At 69.6% G+C, this 18926-nt stretch carries 16 protein-coding genes and 1 pseudogene; 11 read left to right on the top strand and 6 right to left on the bottom strand.

The annotated features are described in order from the left end of the window. Nucleotides 1-111: 111 nt before the first annotated feature. The 3 genes from IO24_RS0134990 to eno all read right to left on the bottom strand — a co-directional run bounded on the left by IO24_RS0134990 (nt 112) and on the right by eno (nt 3084). On the bottom strand, nt 112-663 hold the full coding sequence (locus IO24_RS0134990) for a carboxymuconolactone decarboxylase family protein (RefSeq protein ID WP_031143025.1): 552 nt from the start codon (nt 661-663) through the stop codon (nt 112-114). A 43-nt stretch (nt 664-706) separates the two neighbouring features. Next, nucleotides 707-1711, bottom strand: coding sequence for a VOC family protein (locus tag IO24_RS0134985; RefSeq protein WP_031143023.1), 1005 nt, complete (start codon nt 1709-1711; stop codon nt 707-709). Between the two features lie 62 nt (nt 1712-1773). Then, on the bottom strand, nt 1774-3084 hold the full coding sequence (gene eno, locus IO24_RS0134980; protein WP_031143021.1) for a phosphopyruvate hydratase: 1311 nt from the start codon (nt 3082-3084) through the stop codon (nt 1774-1776). A 492-nt stretch (nt 3085-3576) separates the two neighbouring features. Here eno and IO24_RS0134975 point away from each other — a divergent pair, with 492 nt between their 5' ends. Then, on the top strand, nt 3577-4170 hold the full coding sequence (locus IO24_RS0134975) for an NADPH-dependent FMN reductase (protein ID WP_078899494.1): 594 nt from the start codon (nt 3577-3579) through the stop codon (nt 4168-4170). Between the two features lie 233 nt (nt 4171-4403). Here the strand turns inward: IO24_RS0134975 and IO24_RS0134970 are convergent, their stop codons facing one another. Further along, complete coding sequence (locus IO24_RS0134970) at nt 4404-5438, bottom strand: LacI family DNA-binding transcriptional regulator (RefSeq protein ID WP_031143016.1); 1035 nt, start codon at nt 5436-5438, stop codon at nt 4404-4406. Between the two features lie 184 nt (nt 5439-5622). Here IO24_RS0134970 and IO24_RS43690 point away from each other — a divergent pair. Further along, nucleotides 5623-6309: pseudogene (locus IO24_RS43690) on the top strand (fumarylacetoacetate hydrolase family protein); the annotation flags it as partial. 135 nt (nt 6310-6444) lie between these two features. On the opposite strand, the gene IO24_RS0134960 reads toward IO24_RS43690, so the two are convergent. Then, nucleotides 6445-7713: an MFS transporter gene (locus IO24_RS0134960; RefSeq protein ID WP_031143012.1), complete on the bottom strand. Its 1269-nt coding sequence runs from the start codon at nt 7711-7713 to the stop codon at nt 6445-6447. 751 nt (nt 7714-8464) lie between these two features. Between IO24_RS0134960 and IO24_RS0134955 the strand changes: the two genes are divergently transcribed. The 3 genes from IO24_RS0134955 to IO24_RS0134945 are packed head-to-tail and all read left to right on the top strand — an operon-like array spanning nt 8465 to nt 11103. Continuing rightward, entirely contained in the window at nt 8465-9469 is a 1005-nt protein-coding gene (locus IO24_RS0134955; protein ID WP_031143010.1) for a C-terminal binding protein, read from the top strand. Next, nucleotides 9466-10518 carry a phosphotransferase family protein gene (locus IO24_RS0134950; protein ID WP_031143008.1) on the top strand — a complete coding sequence of 351 codons (1053 nt, stop codon included), beginning with the start codon at nt 9466-9468 and terminating at the stop codon, nt 10516-10518. Before IO24_RS0134955 ends, IO24_RS0134950 begins: the two co-directional genes overlap by 4 nt. 45 nt (nt 10519-10563) lie before the next feature. Then, on the top strand, nt 10564-11103 hold the full coding sequence (locus tag IO24_RS0134945) for a cupin domain-containing protein (protein ID WP_031143006.1): 540 nt from the start codon (nt 10564-10566) through the stop codon (nt 11101-11103). 79 nt (nt 11104-11182) lie between these two features. On the opposite strand, the gene IO24_RS43685 is transcribed toward IO24_RS0134945, so the two are convergent. Further along, nucleotides 11183-11386, bottom strand: coding sequence for a winged helix-turn-helix transcriptional regulator (locus IO24_RS43685; protein WP_078899553.1), 204 nt, complete (start codon nt 11384-11386; stop codon nt 11183-11185). A gap of 254 nt (nt 11387-11640) precedes the next feature. Between IO24_RS43685 and IO24_RS0134940 the strand changes: the two genes are divergently transcribed. The 6 genes from IO24_RS0134940 to IO24_RS0134915 all read left to right on the top strand — a co-directional run bounded on the left by IO24_RS0134940 (nt 11641) and on the right by IO24_RS0134915 (nt 18632). Beyond that, on the top strand, nt 11641-11931 hold the full coding sequence (locus IO24_RS0134940; protein ID WP_234335372.1) for a hypothetical protein: 291 nt from the start codon (nt 11641-11643) through the stop codon (nt 11929-11931). Beyond that, nucleotides 11931-12632 carry a hypothetical protein gene (locus tag IO24_RS0134935; RefSeq protein WP_234335373.1) on the top strand — a complete coding sequence of 234 codons (702 nt, stop codon included), beginning with the start codon at nt 11931-11933 and terminating at the stop codon, nt 12630-12632. Before IO24_RS0134940 ends, IO24_RS0134935 begins: the two co-directional genes overlap by 1 nt. Nucleotides 12633-12681: 49 nt before the next feature. Further along, the gene (locus IO24_RS0134930) at nt 12682-13134 is read left to right on the top strand and encodes a GntR family transcriptional regulator (RefSeq protein ID WP_031142999.1); all 453 of its coding nucleotides are present in this window, start codon (nt 12682-12684) and stop codon (nt 13132-13134) included. Nucleotides 13135-13138: 4 nt separating this feature from the next. After that, nucleotides 13139-14077 (top strand): ABC transporter ATP-binding protein, encoded by a 939-nt coding sequence (locus IO24_RS0134925; protein ID WP_031142998.1) that lies wholly within the window; start codon nt 13139-13141, stop codon nt 14075-14077. After that, nucleotides 14074-15156: an ABC transporter permease gene (locus IO24_RS0134920; protein ID WP_031142996.1), complete on the top strand. Its 1083-nt coding sequence runs from the start codon at nt 14074-14076 to the stop codon at nt 15154-15156. The genes IO24_RS0134925 and IO24_RS0134920 overlap by 4 nt, the downstream gene beginning before the upstream one ends. Before the next feature lie 113 nt (nt 15157-15269). Continuing rightward, a complete protein-coding gene (locus IO24_RS0134915; protein ID WP_031142994.1) occupies nt 15270-18632 on the top strand; it encodes a S8 family peptidase in 3363 nt (1120 codons plus the stop codon). Nucleotides 18633-18926 lie beyond the last annotated feature (294 nt).

The raw sequence follows: 18926 nt of genomic DNA, 5'->3' as shown, positions 1-18926 counted from the left end.
ACTCCGTCCCGACGGTCGGGGGGCGGAGGAAACTTTTCGGCGACCGAGGCGGCGGACCGGCGGCTCGGCAGTCACTTCTCACATATCGAGGGGCCTTTACGGCGCCGAGTTCTACGCTTTCGGGAAGGGGTTCGGGTAGTTTTCCTCGAGATCGATGTCCAGCAGCCCCATGAGGCGGACGCCGGAGTTGTACCAGGCGATGGACAAGGACAGTTCGACCATCTGCCGGTCCGTCAGCAGGTCGGCGGCGGCACGCCAGGTCTGCTCGGAGACGTCGACCTGGAGCGTGGACTCCTTGGCGAGGCGCATCACCGCCTTCTCCGTGTCGTCGAACAGGCCCGAAGACTCGAAGTCGGGCACCGCCGCGAGCTGTTCCTCGGTGAGCCCGGCCTTGAGCCCGTGCGACTGGTGGTGCGCGACCTCGTACGCGGACCGGGTCGCGTATCCGACGGTCAGAATCGCAAGTTCTCGCAGGCGGGGGCTGAGGTCGGCGGCTCGCAGCGAGTTGGCGTAGGACAGGAAGGCGTCCAGCTGGGCCGGCGCGTTGGCCAGGGCGAGGAAGATGTTCGCCGTCGGTACCTTGCGTTCGGCTTCCAGCCGGTCGTACAGGGGTTTCTGTGCCGGGTCCGCGTCCTCGCGGTTCAGGTAGGGCACTCGTGCCATGGTGTCTCCTCGGGTGACGTAGGGGTGAAAAGGCCGGGCCGGGTCAGGGGGCTGACTGCTCCAGCAGGAAACGTTCGAGTGACATCGGCTGCGGCAGCTCGGCCGGCGGGATCAGCGGCGCGCCGACGAAGGGCGACGCCTCGAAATACCACTTCTCCAGGGCCGGCAGACCCCAGCGGGCGTTCGTGCTCAGTGACGCGGCGTCCCAGCGGACGGGCTCGATCTCGGTGTCGATCGTCTGGTAGTGGCTGTTGAAGACCTCCACCCGGTGCCCGTCGGGGTCGCGGAGGTAGACGAAGAGCATTCCGCCGGGCCCGTGCCGGCCGGGGCCGCGCTCCACCCCGTCGCCGTAGCCGAGGATGCCCGCCCAGTCGCAGGCGGTGAAGATGTCGCGGCTCTCGGAGACGGTGTAGGCGAAGTGGTGCAGGGCGGGCCCGGTGTTCTCGACGATCGCCAGGTCCAGGCAGGTGCCCTTGCGGTACATGAAGGCGCCCAGCAGTTTGTCGCCGTGCTCCAGGTACTCCGAGTTGCGGAAGCCGAGCTCACTGTAGAACGCGCACAGCTCGTACGTGTCGGGCGCGAAGATCTGGTAGTGGTCCAGCCGCTGCGCGTGGGCGCCTCTGTAGGACGCGAAGTCGATGTGCAGCCGAGGCCGGGTCTCCATGTGCGCGCACAGTTCGAGCGGGGTCCCGATGGGGTCGCTGACGTGCAGGGTGCGGCCCTGGTAGGGGGCGTCGACCCACTCGGCGGGCAGCCCCCGCTCACGGAACCAGGCGTACGCGAGATCCAGATCCTCGTCGAAGAAGACCCGGTAGCCGACCCGCCTGCACGATCCGGCCCCCTCCTCGTCCAGCTCCAGCACCAGGCTGTGGTGGCACGCCTCGGCCAGGCCGCGGAGGTAGCAGGTGCGTTCGTCCTCGTCGCTGACGACGAGGCCCAGCGCGTTCACGTAGAAGTTCCGGCTCTCGGCCAGATCGGCGACCGTGAGACGCACGTGACTGGAGCGGGTGATGTTGAAACTCGGGCGCAGATTGACGGGTGGCAGCATACTGGTCTCCGTGCTCGGATCGGCTTTTGGAATGCGAATGACCTTAATGCTCCGAAGCCGATTCAGGGCCTGGACGCAAAGGACGTAGGGTCGGCGAACGGGAACGCGGACCAGCCGCTGAATTCTGCGGAATCACCGAGGGACTCCTCGATGCGCAGAACCTCGTTCCACTTCGCCATGCGCTCGGAGCGGGTGAAGGATCCGACCTTCAGCTGGCCGGCGTCCCAGCCGACGCTCAGATGGGCGATGGTGATGTCCTCGGTCTCCCCGGAACGGGCCGAGACGATCGTGCCGAAGCCGACCTCCTTTCCGGCCTGCAGGGCCTGGAACGCCTCCGTGATCGTGCCGGCCTGGTTCGGCTTGATGAGGACGGCGTTCACTGCTCCGCCGGTGGCCGCGGCCTCCACCCGTTCGGCGTTCGTGACGAGGTAGTCGTCGCCGATCACCTGGCAGTGGCGGCCGTGGCGCCGGGTGAACTCCAGCATTCCGTCGTGGTCGTCCTCGCCCACCGGGTCCTCGACGGACAGGATCGGATACTGCCTGATCCAGCCGCCCAGCATGTCGATCAGCGCCTCGGTGTCCAGTGTGCGGTCGTCCAGCGCCAGGGTGTACTTGCCGGCACTGCCGAACTGCGAGGCCGCGACGTCCAGGGAGATGCCGACCTGGGTGGCGGGGGCGAACCCCGCGCTCTCGATGGCGAGGCTCAGCGTCTCCAGCGCTTCCTCGTTGGAGTCGAAGGCGGGCCAGAAGCCGCCCTCGTCGGCGACGCCCTGGGCCTTGCCGGCGGCGCGCATCAGGCTCCCGGCCGCCCGGTAGATCTCCGCCGTCCAGTCCAGTGCCTCGGAGAAGCTCCGTGCCGCGGGGCAGACCACCATGAAGTCCTGGACGTCAACCCGACGGTCCGCATGGGCGCCGCCGCCGAAGATCTGGATCTCCGGCAGCGGGATGCGGACCGGCCGCCCGCCCGCCAGGTGCTGCCACAGTGGTACGTCCGCCGAAGCGGCGCCGGCGTGCAGGACCGCCATGGACGTGGCCACGATCGCGTTGCCGCCGAGACGGCCGCGGTCGGGGGTTCCGTCCAGGTCCACGAGAAGGCGGTCGACGGCCTCCTGGTCGGCCGCGTCGAGGTCCAGCAGAGCCGGCGCGATCTCGCGGTTGACCGACGCCACCGCGCGCCTGACGTCGAGTCCGCCGAAGCGGTCGCCGCCGTCGCGGAGGTCGAGCGCCTCGCCCTGCCCCGTCGAGGCCCCCGCGGGTGCGATGGCCCGTCCGATCGCGCCGTCCGAGAGGTGGACCTCGACCTCGACGGTCGGCCGGCCGCGTGAGTCCCACACCCTGCGACCGTGGAGCTTGGCGATCCGCGTGTCTGTCATGACAGTGCGACCTTTCGGAATGAGGAGCGATGAGCGTGGGCCGGTGCCGGCGTCCGTGCCTGCCGCGGCGGGACGGATCGGGGGAGAGAGCGGACCCGACGGTGCGACACCCGGACCGGTACCGCGACGCCGGACATGCGAGAAGGGCCGTACAGCTCTCTTCGTGGTCCCGGCGCGGCCGGCGATGGCATCCGGGGCACAGGGCGATCACGGGGGTGCCCGACCATCGCGACCGATGAATGCTAACGATAGCGCAATCTTGCGAAGGGCTGGCGGCCCTGTCAAGGGGCAGGCAGTCTCAGGTTCGGTGTGGCCGTTGATCGTTCTTGTGACGTTGGCTCGCCCCGGGGTGAGTGCTATCGTTCGCACAATCCGTCGTACCCGGCAACAGATGCTCCGGCGGACCCGCACTCCGCTTGGACGGACGGACAGCACAGGCGGACGCGGGTCCGCCGGGCCCCGATCGTTGCCGACATCGAAAGTGAGCCCCCTATGGCATCCGAGCCCTCGGCGACGCCGATGACCCTCACCACAGTTGTCGCCAGCACGCGTCCCGGACGCGTCGGCAGATCCGTCGCTGACTGGTTCACCGCCAGGGCCGCGGAACACGACCGGTTCGAGTCGCACCTCGTCGATCTGCGCGAACTGGCTCTGCCCTTCTACGACGAGCCGCACCCGCCGGCGCTGCGGCAGTACACCAAGAGCCATACCGTGGAGTGGAGCCGGATCGTGGCCGCGTCGGACGCGTTCGTCTTCGTCACCCCGGAGTACAACGGCGGCTTCCCGGCCCCGCTGAAAAACGCTTGGGACTACCTCGTCGTGGAGTGGCAGCACAAGCCGGCCGCGTTCGTCAGCTACGGAGGGGTGTCGGCGGGCACACGGGCGGTGCAGATGGCCAAGCAGGTGGTGGCGAACCTCAGAATGCTGCCGATCGGCCCGACCGTGAGCATTCCGTTCGTCAACGAAGTCGTCGCGGACGGCGTCTTCCGGCCCGGCAAGATACACGAGACCGCCGCCGAGCAGGTGCTCGACGAACTCGCCCGTACCGCGGGCGTCATGCGCGGGTTGCGTGGCGGAATGTACTGATGACGTATCGACGTGAACCGGCTTGACCGATGTGACCAGTGACGGCGAAGGGCGCCCGGAGCGACGCGCTCCGGGCGCCCTTCGCGTCGTGCGTGCCAGCTCGCCGGCGGACGGAGGAGCCGGGTGGGGTCCGCTTCATGGACCGGGCGAAGCCGGGTGGGACTCCGCCCCCGAACCGAGGGCCCGGCAGCGCAGCCACTCCATGGACTGGGGTCCCCGAGCCCGGCAGTGCCTCAGCCGCGCCCGGAGGTCGTCGTCGCAGCGCCAGGGGGTGCCGTGCTGCCGCGCAGGACAAGCGACCCGAGGGAGACCGACGTGTACGGTCCGTCGTTGTCCGGCTTGGTCTTGAGGCGGCGCATCAGCCACAGCGCGCAGCCGGTGGCCATCTCCTGGATCGGCAGACCGGTCGTGGTGAGCCCCGGCCCCCACCAGGAGAAACCCGGTTCGTCCCCGAACCCGACCACGGACAGCTCCCCGGGCACTTTCACGCCCTGTTCGGACAACTCCTCCAGCACACCCAGGGTGAGCTGAGTCGATCCCAGGACGAGTGCCGTGGGCGTGTCCGGGCCGTCCAGCAGCCGGCGCGTCGCCCGGCGGCCGTGGTCCACGGACGAGGGGGGCCACAGCTCTGTGCGCCCGGCGTCGTCCGGCAGGCCGCCTTCGCGCAGGGCGCTGTGGAATCCGCGCAACCGCTCGGCGCCGGTGGGCAGCTCCTCGGGGCCGCCCATATAGGCGATGCGGGTGTGGCCCAGCTCCACCAGGTGGGCGGTGGCCTGACGCAGGGCCTCGTGGTCGTCCACGCCGAACCACTGGGAGCCGAGGGCGGGATGACGGCGCAGCAGTTGCAGGTGCGGCAGGGTGCGCAGAAGCTTGACGGAGTCGCCGTGCGGGCGCGCGGTGGGCACGATGATGACGCCCGCGACGCGGTTGGCGGACAGTTCCCGCAGGTGGCGCAGCTCCACCATCCGGTCGTCGTCGGTCTCCGAGAGCATCAGCTGGAAGCCCTCGGCCTGCATGTTCTTCGACAGCTGATGGGCGATGGTCGAGTAGAAGCTGTTGCGGATGTCCGGGATCACCAACGCGACCACGTTGCTCGACGCTCCCCGCATCATCCGCGCCGCCCGGTTCCCCACGTAACCCATCTCGGACGCGGCCTGGCGGACCCGGAACTTGGTCTCCTCGCTGATGCGGGGGTCGTCGGAGAGCGCCCGGCCGACCGTCGAGACGGAGACCCCGAGGCGTTCGGCGATGTCCCTGGTCGTGATCACGTAAGCGGCTCCCTCAGGCGACTGGTCCGGTGCCATTGCTTTCCGCGTGCCAACGATAGCAATTCCCTCGCCCTCCGCGGTCGGAAGGCGGGGACATCGGAGTTGATCACTGCTTTGTGCTAACGTTAGCACTACTGGATGGGCCCTTGCAGCCGCCTGAGGCTGCCTAGTTGCGGAGGTTTCCGTGAGGATCGTCAGGTATGCCGTCGACGGGGCGCGCCACTACGGGGAATTCGAAGACGGTGACGCCAGGATCGTGAGATGCGAAGGCGATCCCTTTACCGGGATGTCCCCCACGGGGCAGGTCGACGAAGTCGGTGACGTGGTCGTTCTCCCGCCGCTCGAAAGGCCGCGGATCTTCGGGTTCGCCTACAACTACGCCGCACACATCGACGAAACCGACCGGGACGTCCCGGAAGTTCCCGTGTGTTTCATGAAGCCGAGTACCGCTGTCGTCGGACCCGGCGATGCCATCGTCTATCCGGCGGACGGTGAACTCATTCATTTCGAAGGCGAGTTGGTAGCCGTCATCGGAAAGGAAGCCCGCCACGTGAAGGCTTCCGAGGCCCATGAGTACATCCTCGGCTACACATGCGGCAATGACGTGAGCGACCGTATCGTCCAGCGCAGGGAAAGCGCGTTCGGAACGCTGCTGATCGGGAAGGGGCAGGACACGTTCGCTCCTCTCGGACCGGTCATCGCCACCGGACTCGACCCCTCGGATCTGGCGCTGACGACCCGGGTGAACGGCGCCGTCGCGCAGTCGGCGAGCACGGTCGACCTGCTGCTCGCCGTGCCCGACCTCGTCGCCTACCTGAGCCGCTACCTCACGCTGCTGCCCGGAGACGCGATCATGACTGGAACGCCGTCCGGTGTCGGGCCGATCCGTCCCGGGGACGAGGTCGAGGTGGAGATCGAGGGCATCGGCGTCCCCCGAAGGCCGCGTGCCGCCCCAGCCGATCGGCTGGTGCGACACGGGTCTTCCGGCGGCAGAGGGGCCGGCCCGTCAGCGGACCGCGTTGTTGAACAGCGAGGTGCGGACGAAGGCCAGGGCGGCGACGCCCACCAGCGGCAGGGTCGTGACCTGCAGCAACCCGGCCCGGCTCCAGCCGAAGGAGTCCACCAGGGCGGCGAAGAACAGGCCCGAGAAAGCTGCCGTTCCGTAGTAGCTGGTGACGAAGAGGCCGGAGGCGCGTCCGATCTGCGCGGGACGGACGGCCCGCTGCATCGCGCTGTTGGTGTTCGGGTAGATGAAGCCGAGGCCGAAAGCGCCCATGAGGAAGGCGAACACGCACTGCAGGCCGACTCCGGCTTGCGTCGTGTAGATGCACACGCTGACGGCGGAGACGGCCAGCAGGCTCACGATCAGCAGGGTGCGCTGGTTGACGCGGTCACCGAGCCAGCCGCCGAAGAGGGCCGTCATGCCCCCGAAGCCGAGGAGGCTCATGGCCAGTGCGGCCTGCTCGGGGGAGTAGTGCAGTGAGGTGATGAGGTACGTCGGGTAGAGGCCGAGGAACCCGTAGATGGCCACACCGCTGACGACCGAGTGGATCACCAGCGCGATGGTGTTGCGGTTGTAGGGGGAGGCCGGCATGTACTCGTAGGTCCTGGTCGAGACGGTCTTCTCCACGGAGTGCTCGGTCAGACCGGCCTTCACGAGGAACAGGGAGGCGGCGGCGATCAGCAGCCCGGCCGCGCCGAACAGATAGAAGGGCGAGTGCCAGGTGCCGTGCGCGTTCATCAGGCGGACGCCGATGAGCGGGGCGATGAACACGCCGAGGGAGTAGCCCACGCCGATGATGCCGAAGGCGAGGCCGCGGCGGTGAGCGAAGAAGGCGCCGATCGCCGCGAAGATGGCGGCGGACTGCATGCCCTCGCCGAACCCGGAGATGACCCTGTACAGGGTCATGTCGGCGAATCCGGTCGCCAGCGGGGTGGCCATCGTGCCCAGGGAGTAGATCACGATGCTGGCCAGCAGCACGGTCTTGCGGCGGAAGCGGTCCAGCAGGTAGCCGGCGGGCAGGCCCGCCAGGGCCATGCCGAGAGTGAAGTTCGTCGCCAGCAGCCCGCCTTGCTCGAGGGAGAACCCGTATTCCGCGCGGATGGCGGGCAGCAGCGGGGGAAAGACCTGGCGGTCCATCGCGTTGACCATGTAGGAGAGGACCACCAGAAGGAAGCCGACCCCGATCATGGCGCGGGAAATGGGGGGACGGCTGCTCTCCTGTGCGTCGCCGACGGGCCCTGCACTGGTGTCGACTTGCGCTGCGTGAGTCATAGCGGCTCCTGAGAGGGAATGGGCCGCGGCGTGCCGCGGCGGAGCTACCACCGGTACGGGGCGCGTACGGGCGGTGACGAGAAGCGGTGAGCTGAACACGGACTCGTGCCGGCGAGGGCGAAATGCTGCCGACAACCGGCGGATCAGGGGCGGTGGGCTGCCGCGCGGTCGGACACCGTCTGCGGAATTCAGCCCGACTTCGCCCGTCGGGGACGTCCGTGGCTATGGCGTCTTCGACAGCCGGACATCGTGCGGACACTTGGCGGTCACACGGTCGGCGCTGGCAGAAACCATGAAGGCAAGCGCCCGGCGCGTCAAGATGTGCGGAGAGGATTTCTTCGCCGGTATTCGCTTTCACCAGGAGTATCGGCATTCGGGCTGTGGCAGAGACCCGCCGGAGGGATGCCCTCCCAGGAGTGCATGCCCAAACCTTGACGTCCCGCAAGCCCGTGGTGCTATCGTTAGCATCGCGTGGCTATGACAGAGTGATGCGACGTGCCCCGGCTTCTCGTGACCCGCTCCAGGGACGTACCGCGGCGCCCGGACCGACCACAAGTCGGCGAGCGCCGGCATCGAATCGAACCGAGTTCAGCGACTCAATCCCCTCTCCCCTCCACCCGTGGTGGCAGGCAGTCCCGTCGGACAGGCTGCCGGCCACTCGCGGGTGGCGACCACACCGATCACCGGGCGCGACCGGGCCCGACGCTCGCCGCCCGCCGCGGCCGTACGATTTCTGCGAGGACGACCTGCCATGACTTCACCGAGCCGCCTGGGCACCGTGCTGCTCACCGACTACGCCTGGCCCGACGACTCCGTCGAGCGATCGGTCATCGAGGAGGCGGGACACACCCTGGTGACCGGCCCCGCCGAACCCGCCTCCGCCGAGGCGATCGAGGAACTGGTCGCCGAGCACCGGCCCGCCGGAATCCTCACCTGCTGGGCCCCCGTCTCCGCCACCGCGATCGGGGCCGCCCCCGATCTGCGCATCGTGGCCAGACTCGGCGTCGGCCTGGACAACATCGCAGTGGAAGCCGCCACCGAGCAGGGGGCGTGGGTCACCAACGTCCCGGACTACTGCGTCGAGGAGGTCTCCGACCACGCCGTCGGCATGGTGCTCGCCTGGACGCGGGGCCTGGCGGTGCTCGACCGCGAGGTCAGAGCCGGACGATGGAACCCCGCGAGCGCCCGGCTGCGCCGGTTGTCCACGCTGACCTGCGGCATCGTCGGCTACGGACGCATCGGACGGGCCACCGCGGCCAAGCTCGGCGCGTTCGGCTGCCGAATCCTGGCCCACGATCCCTTCCCGCCGAAGGACGCCCCCGGGGTGGAGCGGGCGAGCCTGGAAGAACTGCTGCGCCGCAGTGACGTGGTGATCCTCCACGTGCCGCTCACCCCCGGGACGCACCACATCATCGGCGCCGAGCAGCTGGCGCTCATGAAGCCGGGCGGCCTGCTGGTCAACGTCAGCAGGGGCCCTCTGGTGGACACCGACGCGGTCGTCAAGGCGCTCGACAGCGGGCACCTCGACTCAGCCGCGTTCGACGTACTGGAGTCCGAACCGCACGTGCCCGCCGCGCTGCTGGACCAGCCGGGCACGCTGATCACCCCCCACGTCGCCTTCTCCTCCGATGCCTCGGTGACGGAGCTGCGCCGCCGCGCAGCCGAAGAAGTCGTACGGATCCTGGCGGGCGAGCCGCCGGCCCACGCCTGCAACAGCCCCCGTGGCCTGACCACCGGCGTGGGTGAGCGGCGATGAGTCCCGCCTCCGTGCAGGCATGTCCGGACCCCGCGCTGTCCGGCTTTCTGACCGCCCATGAACTCGCCCGCCCTGGTGAGAGCGCACGCTGGACCCCGCTCGCCGGCGGTGTCTCGTCCGACCTGTGGCGGGTGGATCTGCCGGGACGCTCCCTCTGCGTCAAGCGCGCCCTGGCCCGGCTCAAGGTGGCCGCCGACTGGCAGGCACCGGTGTCGCGCAACGCCTACGAATGGGCGTGGATGCGGTTCGCGTCCCGGCACCGACCGGAGGCCGTGCCGGAACTCCTGGCCCACGACCCCGGAGCCGGCCTCTTCGCCATGGCGTATCTGCCTCCCGAGCGGTACCCGGTGTGGAAGGCGCTACTGCTCCACGGCGAGGTGGACGTGACAACCGCGGCTGCCGTCGGAGAGGCGCTCGGCATGCTGCACGCGGCGAGCGCGGGCGACGCGTCCCTGGCCGCGGAGTTCGCCACCGACGACAACTTCCACGCACTGCGCATCGAGCCGTACCTGCTCGCCACCGCGGCCGCCCACCCTGCCCTGAGTGACACCCTGCACAGCCTCGCCGAGCGCACGGCCGCCACCCACCTGGCCCTGGTCCACGGTGACGTCAGCCCCAAGAACATCCTCGTAGGCCCGTCGGGGCCCGTGCTGCTGGACGCCGAGTGCGCCTGGTACGGAGACCCGGCCTTCGACCTCTCCTTCTGCGTCAACCACCTGCTCCTCAAGAGCCTGGTACTGCCCGGGCACCGAACCGGCCTCCTGCGGTCCGCCCGCACGTTGGCCGATGCATACGTCCGGTGCGTCGACTGGGAGCCCCGGCCTGCCGTCGAGGCACGAGCCGCCGCGCTGTTGCCCGCGCTGCTGCTCGCGCGCGTGGACGGCAAGTCCCCGGTGGAGTACCTGACGGAGGACCGGCATCGGCGGTTCGTCCGCACGATGGCATCCGCCCTGCTCCGGGCGCCCGCCCCGACGGTGGAGGACGTACTGGACGCCTGGACCACCGCGCTGGCGACCGTGACCGAGTCCGGCACCGACCGGCCCGACTGACCGACGGGTTCGACGCATCCGGCGGACCCGACCGAGGAGAGACACATGCGCAGAGTCGTCACCGGCCACGACGAGGACGGAAGGTCGGTCGTCGTCAGCGACGGCCCCGTCCCGCGCAGCCGCGAGTTCAGCAGCCTGCCGGGCTGGGTGTCCCGCCTGCCGTGGGCCACCGACCCCGGCGAACCGGTCAGCCGGGCGGGGGAGGACCCCACGCCGAAGGTGACCAGCCTGCTCCCGGCCCCGGGCGGCACACGGTTCATCGTGCTGACTTTTCCGCCGCACACCGCGATGGCCGACCCGGCCTTCGACCCCGTCGCCTTCGACCGGGAGCAGCGGGCCGACTCGCCCGGCATCGCGGAACTCATCGAGCCCGATGGCATGCACACCACGCCGACCGTCGACTACGGCATCGTGCTGCAGGGCGAGATCGTCCTCGAACTCGACGACGGCCACCACACCCGGCTCTCGGCAGGGGACATCGTGATCCAGAACGGGACCCGCCACGCCTGGCGCAACCACGGCGACCGACCGGCCACGATGGCCTTCGTGCTCATCGGCGTCCCGCTCGACGGCGAACGAGCCTGAGCGGCAGACGGTGCTCGGCGAGCCGGGTCCCCCGAGGCCGAGCCCCCGTCATTTGTCGAGGCCCCTGTGGCTCATGCGTTCACACCGTGACGTCGGGCTCGGGGCCGGGGACCGCCTGAGCCCAGGTGGCCATGGCCTCGAGGACGTCGCGCAGCTGCTCACCGAGTGGGGTGAGGCGGTACTCGACGCGGGGGGGCCTCCGCGTAGGTGGTGCGTGTCCTGTCTCTGTGATGTCCGGGCAGTCTCGGAGAACTCCGGGCAAGTGAGCTGACGTCTCAGTCATCTCCGGGCATTTGGTGGGCTGTCTCGGTCTTCTCCGGGTACGCCGCTCTGGCTGTCCCTACGGTCGTTGTGGCTCGTCGGCGTCGTACCGGAGGCCCGGATGGATGCGCTTGAGGTGTCGGCGGAGGACATCGAGCTGGAGTACGTCAGCGCGTCGGGGGCCTGCCCGCAAGGTTCGTCTATGCAGGCATCAACGTCGAGAAGTCCGGCCTGTTCACCGGCATCCGGGGCAAACAGCTGGCCGGCCGCTGCATCATGGTCCGCACCGGCCCCTTTACCTTCACTGCCGAGTGGCGAGCGCTGGTCGCCTCGCTGGAGAACACCCTCCGCCTGCACCGGCACCCGGCCGGCACCCTGGTCAAGCAGTCGAAATACCTGCACCAGAGAACCGGCGGCATGATCGGAAACCTTTCGCACCTGATCCGGGCTGCAGCCATCTCCGCCGTCCTCGACGGTAGTGAACGCATCAAGACCAGCCTGCGGAGCATCCGCATCGACCACAACAGCGAATCGGACGGCCCGCCCGACCCTCCCAAGACAGCCTGATGACCGCACGGTTCGAGCCCGTCGTCGTCCGCCCGCTGCCGCGTCCGCTCAAGCCTTTCCCGCATGAGACCGAATCCTCATTCCTGAGCAGACTGGCCGCCGCGAACGCGACGCCCGTCCAACGCCTGCAGCGACCCTCCCTCTGGCTGACGTCCCGGCTGGATCCGATCGACCAGCTCAGCGTCCTCAGCGGACAGTCCCGCACCACGATCCAGTACGCGATTCCCCGCTGGGAGAACAAGTCGTGGAACGTCTCGAACGGGCCCCTCGCACTCACTCCCCGGTGGGCATGCCGGCGCTGTGTTGCCCGCAGGACCGGAAATCCGCAACAGGACGTCATGGTCTGGATGTCGAAGCATCACGACCAGGTCTGCATCCCCCATCGTCTCTGGATCGGCCGCGCCGTCGACAGCGCGGCACGACAATACGACCTGGCTGACCTGCCTGAAGTCGTCCAGGCCCAGCGGCGGCACTACCGAAACCACCGCCCGTCACCGGTCCGAACATCGCTCAATGCGGGGATGCAGAACTCCGTGATCACGGCGTCAGGCGCACTCTTAGCGGCGCTCATCGGTCTCTCCGGCGCGCTCTGGGCGACCATCAGCAACCAACGAAAGCAGCAACAGGCACAGCGCGACGCCTGGAAAAAAGACGGTCAGCGTACCTCCCACCCGCTTCTCCTCGTCCCCGGTCGGCATTGACAACCGCCCTCACACCCCTCCACCATCATTCCACTAATCAAGTAGTGGAATGATGGTGGTGATCGTGGAGTACCGCATCGACAGGCGGAGCGGGGTCCCCGCCTTCCAGCAGATCGTGCAGCAGACCAAGCAGGCCCTCCGGCTGGGCGTACTCGTGCCGGGTGACCGGCTGCCCACCGCCAAGGAGGTCGCCGCGACCAGCACGGTCAACCCGAACACCACCCTCAAGGCGTACCGCGAACTGGAGCGCGAGGGCCTGGTCGAACCGCGACCGGGCCAGGGCACCTTCGTACGCCGCACGCTGGGCCGCCCCGAGACGGGCACCGACTCGCCGCTGTACGTGGAGCTGGTGGCGTGGATGTCGAAGGCGGCCGGGGCCGGTCTGGAGCAGGAGGACGTGGCCGCGCTGGTCGCGTCGGCGATGGAGAAGCAGTACGCCGCCGGGAACGTGGCGGCAACGGGGTCCACGGGGGCCACGACAACTAGGAGCACAGGTGAGTGAAGGTATGTACGCGGGGGAACCGGCGATCGAGGCGTACGGGCTGGGGATGCGCTACCGGCGGGGCTGGGCGTTGCGGGAGTGCTCCTTCCGGCTCCCGGCGGGACGGATCTGCGGCCTGGTGGGACCCAACGGGGCGGGCAAGACCACGCTGCTGAGCATCGCGGCCCATGTCCTGCAGCCGACGAACGGCTCGATCAGCCTGTTCGGTGAGGCTCCGGGCTCGGTGGAGTCCGGTCGGCGCACAGCGTTCCTCGCCCAGGAGAAGCCCCTGTTCCGCCGCTTCACCGTGGCGGAGACCCTGCGTCTGGGCCGGGAGCTGAACCCCGGCTGGGACCAGCGCGCCGCCGAGGACATCATCCGCGCGGGCAACGTGCCCTTCGACGCGAAGATCAGCACCCTCTCCGGAGGCCAGCGCACCCGCGTCGCCATCGCCCTCGCCTTCGGAAAGCGCCCCGACCTGCTGATGCTCGACGAGCCGATGTCGGACCTCGACCCGGTCGTGCGCCACGAGATCATGGGCACCCTCCTCGCCGAGGCCGCCGAGCGCGGAACCACCGTGCTGATGTCCACCCACGTCCTCGCCGAACTGGAGAACGTGTGCGACTACCTCGTCGTCGTCTCCGGCGGCGGAGTGCGCCTCGCCGGTGACGTGGACGAGCTGATGTCCGTGCACACCCTGGTCACGGGCGCCAAGGAGGGTGACGGCATGCCTTCCGCCCTCGCCCTCGGGCGCCACACCCTCGTCGAGTCCCGGACCAGCGGACGGCAGTTCACCGCGCTCATCCGCCCCGAGGGCCGGGTCACCGGCCCCTGGGACATAAACGCCCCGAACATGGAGGAACTCCTGCTCGCCTATCTCCGCTCACCCGACGCACCACCGCTGATCACCCCCACCGCCCAGGTCCACGGCCAGGGGTTCGGCACCGGGGCGGTGGCGGCATGAGCACCTTCACCCGCAGCTCGACCAGCACCTCGACCGGCTCCACGAGCGACGGCAAGAACGGGACCATGAACGGGACCACCGACGGGACCTTGAACGCGACGACCACCACGGAGGCCAACCGGCGCCCCCGACTCAGCGGTATGACCTGGCTGGTCTGGCGCCAGCACCGGGCCGCGTTCTGGACGATCCTCGCCGCCACCGCGCTCTCCGTGGCCTGGATCGTCTACCAGCGCGGCCAGCTGGTCGACTTCCTCGACGGTTACGGCTATCCCGGCAAGAGCCTCGACGAGGCGGGCGGCAGGTTCCAGCAGTACAACGACGCGTTCTCCTTCGTCTCCATGAGTCTCCAGGCGATACCCATCCTGCTCGGTGTCTTCCTCGGCGCCCCGCTCATCGCGGGCGACCTGGAGAACGGCACCGCCAAGCTGGTCGCCGCCCAGTCCATGAGCCGGACCCGCTGGCTCGCCACGAAGCTGGCGCTGGCCGGACTGGTGGTCGTGGTGAGCACGGGCGTGTTGTCGGCGGTGTTCGGCTGGTGGTGGAACCCCGTCAAGTCCGAGGCCACGGTCATGGACTGGACTTCGGGCGCCGCGTTCAACACGACGGGCCCAGTGCCTGTCGCCCTCACCCTCTTCTCCGTCTTCGGCGGGGTGGCGATCGGTGTGGTGCTGCGACGCACGCTGACGGCCATGGTGGTCACCTTCGGTTTCACCATCGTCCTCCAGCTTGTCTGGGGCTACTTCCTGCTGTCGCTCGGCAACGTCGTCACGGTCACGACGAACAAGGGTGTCACAGGCGAGAACGTGTCCCCGTCGCTCCCCCACGGCGCCTACGAAATCGATCAGTCGTATGTCACCGGCAGCGGGGATCTGGTGGGCTGGGGCACCTGTTCGGGGTCGCAGACCGACGCGGCACGGCAGGTGTGCCTGGACAAGGCCGATGTCGTGGGCTGGTCGGTGGATTACCTCCCGATGTCGCAAATGAACGCCATGCAGTGGTTCGGGGCGTCGATTCTGTTCGCCCTGACCGCCGGTGTCGTGGCGTTCCTCTTCGTCGGGGGTCGTAAGCGGCTCGTCTGAGTCCGTACGCCCCGCGCCTCTTTACGAAGGGGCGCCTCTTTCCCCCTCTGTTTCTTTGTCCCGTCCGCCGGGCTGCTCTGCCATGCCCGAAGGTCCGGAGAGAAAGGCATGCCTTGAATCACCGTAAGAGGCGAGCGAGTGAGGCTTCCGCTCTCGCCGTGCTCGCCGCCGCCGCCCTTACCGCGGCCCTGCTCGGTGCCCCGGAATCCGGGGCCGCACAGTCCGCCGGCGGTACGGCAGGTACGGCCGGCGCCCTCGGCAAGGCCAGGACAGTCACCCTCGTCACCGGCGATCGGGTCACCCTGGACGCCACCGGACAGGTCACCGGTGTGCGGCCCGGCAAGGGGCGGGAAGGTACGGCCTTCCGAATAGCGCGGGACGCCGACCGCACCTACGTCGTGCCGCGTGATGCCGAGCGGCTCCTCGCGAACGGCACCGCCGACCGGCGGCTGTTCGACGTGACGCAGCTGGTCAAGTGGGGTTACGACGACGCGGCCCGCCCCGACCTCCCGCTGATCGTGACGTACGCCAAGGGCCGCACCCTCGCTCCGAGCGCGCTGTCCGCCGCCGGAGCCCGGGTCAGCCGGGACCTGTCCAGCGTCAACGGGGACGCGCTGAAGGCCCGTAAGTCCGAGGGCGCCGAGCTGTGGGAGGCGCTCACCGGGAGCGGGGGGACGGCGCGGGAGAGGTCGGCCGCCGCCGACCGGGTCGAGAAGATCTGGCTCGACGGGAAGGTCGAGGCGGCCCTCGACCGGAGCACCGCCCAGATCGGCGCCCCCGAGGCCTGGGCGGCCGGGTACGACGGCACGGGCGTCAAGGTCGCCGTGCTGGACACCGGGGTCGACGGCACGCACCCGGATCTGAAGGGCCGTATCGACGCGGCGAAGAACTTCTCCGAGGCGGCGGACACCGTCGACCGGGTGGGTCACGGCACGCATGTGGCGTCCACGGTCGCGGGGTCCGGCGCGCACTCCGGGGGGAAGTACAAGGGGGTCGCGCCGGGCGCCCGGCTGATCAGCGGCAAGGTGCTCGACGACGGCGGCTACGGCGAGGAGTCCGGCGTCATCGCCGGTGCGCAGTGGGCCGTCGCGCAGGGCGCCGAGGTGGTCAACCTGAGCCTGGGCGGCCCCGACAGCCCCGGTGACGACCCCCTCGAACAGGCGGTGGACGAGCTGTCCGCCTCCTCCGGCGCCCTCTTCGTGATCGCCGCCGGCAACGAGGGCCCCGCCGCCGGCACCGTCGGTTCGCCGGGCAGCGCCGCCGCCGCGCTCACCGTGGGCGCGGTGGACCGCACCGACGCGATGACCGATTTCTCCAGCCGCGGCCCGACGGCGGACGGTTCCCTCAAGCCCGACCTCACCGCCCCCGGCGTCGACATCGTCGCCGCGAAGGCCGCCGAGGGCACGGAGGGCGACCCGGCCGCCGACGGCTACGTCTCGATGAGCGGTACGTCGATGGCGACCCCGCATGTCGCGGGCGCCGCCGCGATCCTCGCCCAGCGCCACCCCGACTGGACCGGTGAGCGCATCAAGGCCGCGCTCACCGCATCCGCCAAGCCGACCGCCGGTGTCTCGGCGTTCGCGCAGGGCACAGGCCGTACGGACCTCACGCGAGCCCTCGAACAGCAGCTCACCACCAACCCGGCCACCCTCGGCTTCCCCGCCCAGCAGTGGCCGCACACCGACGACCAGCCGGCCACGAAGACGGTCACCTACCGCAACGACGGCGACCGCCCCCACACCCTCGACCTGAGCACCGAGGCGTACGGCGAGGACGGAAAGCCCGCCGCCGAGGGCATGTTCGAGGTCTCGCCGAAGCAGCTCACGGTTCCGGCGGGCGCCACCGCGACCGCCCAGGTCACCGCCGACAGCGGCGCGGGCACGGCCGACGGCTCCTTCGGCGGCGCGCTCACCGCGACGGACGGCGCGGGTACGACCGTACGGACCGGCATCGGCGTACACCGCGAGGTCGAGTCGTACGACCTGACGGTCAAGCACCTCGACCTGCAGGGCAAGACCGCCACCCGTTCGCAGACCGGGGTGCAGGGCCTGGACAACGAGATCTGGCAGGACTACTCCGACGACACGGACGGCGAGTTCACCGTACGGCTACCCAAGGGGCGTTACAGCCTCGAAGGCCGGATCGACACGGGCGCGACCCCCGACGCCGACTCCGGGGAGCTGGCCCTCCTCCTCAACCCGAAGTACTCGCTCACCCGTGACACCACCCTCGTCATGGACGCCCGCGAGGCCAAGCCGATCCGGATCACCGTGCCGGACAGCAGGGCCAAGCACACCGACGCCACCCTCAACTACGGGTTCGACATCGGCGGGAACCGGAGCATCTCCACGTACGACATGGGCGACTTCGGCAGGCTGCGCGTCGGTCAGTTCGGGGCCCGGCTTCCGGCGGGCGAGGCGTTCGCGCAGTACAACGGCACCTGGACGCACGGCAGTACGCACTACCGGCCGACCTGGAACCGTACCGGCGACCTGTCGGGCTTCACCGCGAACCTGAAGCGCGGGCAGTTCGCCAAGGTCACGCTCGCCGCCGGTGCGCCCGCCAGGGGCAAGACGGCGACGCTCGTCGCCGCGCCGATGACTCCGGGCGGCTCGTCGTTCGACTTCCACCTCGACACGCGCTCGCTGCCGGGCGCTTTCACCGAGTACGTCCTGCCGGGCGTGCGGTGGCGGTACTCCGTCTCGCAGGACGGAGGCAAGGACGCGGACGGCGAACCGGTGTGGGAGGCCGGCCAGTGGATCGCGAAGCCCCGCTCGTACAGCGCGGGCAGGCAGTACACCGAGCGCTTCAACACCGGCGTCTTCGGCCCGCACCTCACCGGCCCGCTGACGGACGGCGAGGACCGCCCCGGCGCGGTCCGCGTCGGCGACACCTTCCTCGCCTACCTCCCCCTCTTCTCCGACGGCGCCGGCCATATCGGCGACTCCCGGTACAGCAGGGCCAGGAGCACCCTGTACGCGGGCGGCACGCGGGTCTTCGCCGTGGACACGCCGCTGACCGGCGTCTCGTACGGACTCCCCGCTGCCAAGCGCTCGTTCCGTCTCACCACGGACGTCTCCCGCCCCACCACGCTGTCCTCGGTCAGCACCCGGGTCACCGCCGAGTGGACCTTCACCTCCGCGCACGTCACCGATGTCGGGCAGCGGCTGCCGCTGTCGGTGGTCCGCTTCACGCCCCGGCTGTCCACGGAGAGCACGGCCAAGGCGGGTACGCGTTTCTCTGTCCCGTTCACGGTCGAGGGCGCGGCCACCGCGCGCACCGCCCGCAAGTTGGCCTTCTCCGTCTCGTACGACGACGGCCGGACCTGGCACCCGGCGAAGGCGGTCGACGGCAAGCGCCTCGACCTGCGTCACCCGGCGAAGGCGGGCGCGGTCTCTCTGCGCGTGACGCTCACGGACGCGGCCGGCAACACCCTGAAGCAGACGATCCACCGGGCCTATCGGACCGTCAAGTAGGCCTCTGTACACGTGTGTTGGTTGGACGCCCGGGTCGGCTTCGGTCGGCTCGGGCGCTCTTGCCGTGAACGGGACCCGCTGACCGTCGGAAGGTGAGAGGGGCCGGAGGGGAGGAGGAGAGCAGCTCGATCAACAGGGAGACGAACGGCAACATCGAGGCGAGCTCGTCGCGCAGCGCCTTGGCCTCGGTCGGGATGTCCTCGGCCGACAGCGGCGGGATCACCAGCTTCCCCTGCTCGTCCAAGCGGACCGCGCCCACGTCACCCGGAGAGGCGCTCGCCAGAGTCTCCTCCA

This window comes from Streptomyces flavovariabilis, from assembly GCF_000725785.1.
Classification (GTDB): Bacteria; Actinomycetota; Actinomycetes; order Streptomycetales; family Streptomycetaceae; genus Streptomyces; species Streptomyces hawaiiensis.
This window is presented reverse-complemented; position numbering and strand designations above follow the sequence as displayed.

Coding starts and splice junctions, on each gene's coding strand:
- IO24_RS0134990 (WP_031143025.1), bottom strand. CDS start 663: ATGGCACGAGTGCCCTACCTGAACCGCGAGGACGCGGACCCGGCACAG.
- IO24_RS0134985 (WP_031143023.1), bottom strand. CDS start 1,711: ATGCTGCCACCCGTCAATCTGCGCCCGAGTTTCAACATCACCCGCTCC.
- eno (WP_031143021.1), bottom strand. CDS start 3,084: ATGACAGACACGCGGATCGCCAAGCTCCACGGTCGCAGGGTGTGGGAC.
- IO24_RS0134975 (WP_078899494.1), top strand. CDS start 3,577: ATGGCATCCGAGCCCTCGGCGACGCCGATGACCCTCACCACAGTTGTC.
- IO24_RS0134960 (WP_031143012.1), bottom strand. CDS start 7,713: ATGACTCACGCAGCGCAAGTCGACACCAGTGCAGGGCCCGTCGGCGAC.
- IO24_RS0134955 (WP_031143010.1), top strand. CDS start 8,465: ATGACTTCACCGAGCCGCCTGGGCACCGTGCTGCTCACCGACTACGCC.
- IO24_RS0134950 (WP_031143008.1), top strand. CDS start 9,466: ATGAGTCCCGCCTCCGTGCAGGCATGTCCGGACCCCGCGCTGTCCGGC.
- IO24_RS0134945 (WP_031143006.1), top strand. CDS start 10,564: ATGCGCAGAGTCGTCACCGGCCACGACGAGGACGGAAGGTCGGTCGTC.
- IO24_RS43685 (WP_078899553.1), bottom strand. CDS start 11,386: ATGACTGAGACGTCAGCTCACTTGCCCGGAGTTCTCCGAGACTGCCCG.
- IO24_RS0134940 (WP_234335372.1), top strand. CDS start 11,641: ATGGTCCGCACCGGCCCCTTTACCTTCACTGCCGAGTGGCGAGCGCTG.
- IO24_RS0134935 (WP_234335373.1), top strand. CDS start 11,931: ATGACCGCACGGTTCGAGCCCGTCGTCGTCCGCCCGCTGCCGCGTCCG.
- IO24_RS0134930 (WP_031142999.1), top strand. CDS start 12,682: ATGATGGTGGTGATCGTGGAGTACCGCATCGACAGGCGGAGCGGGGTC.
- IO24_RS0134925 (WP_031142998.1), top strand. CDS start 13,139: ATGTACGCGGGGGAACCGGCGATCGAGGCGTACGGGCTGGGGATGCGC.
- IO24_RS0134920 (WP_031142996.1), top strand. CDS start 14,074: ATGAGCACCTTCACCCGCAGCTCGACCAGCACCTCGACCGGCTCCACG.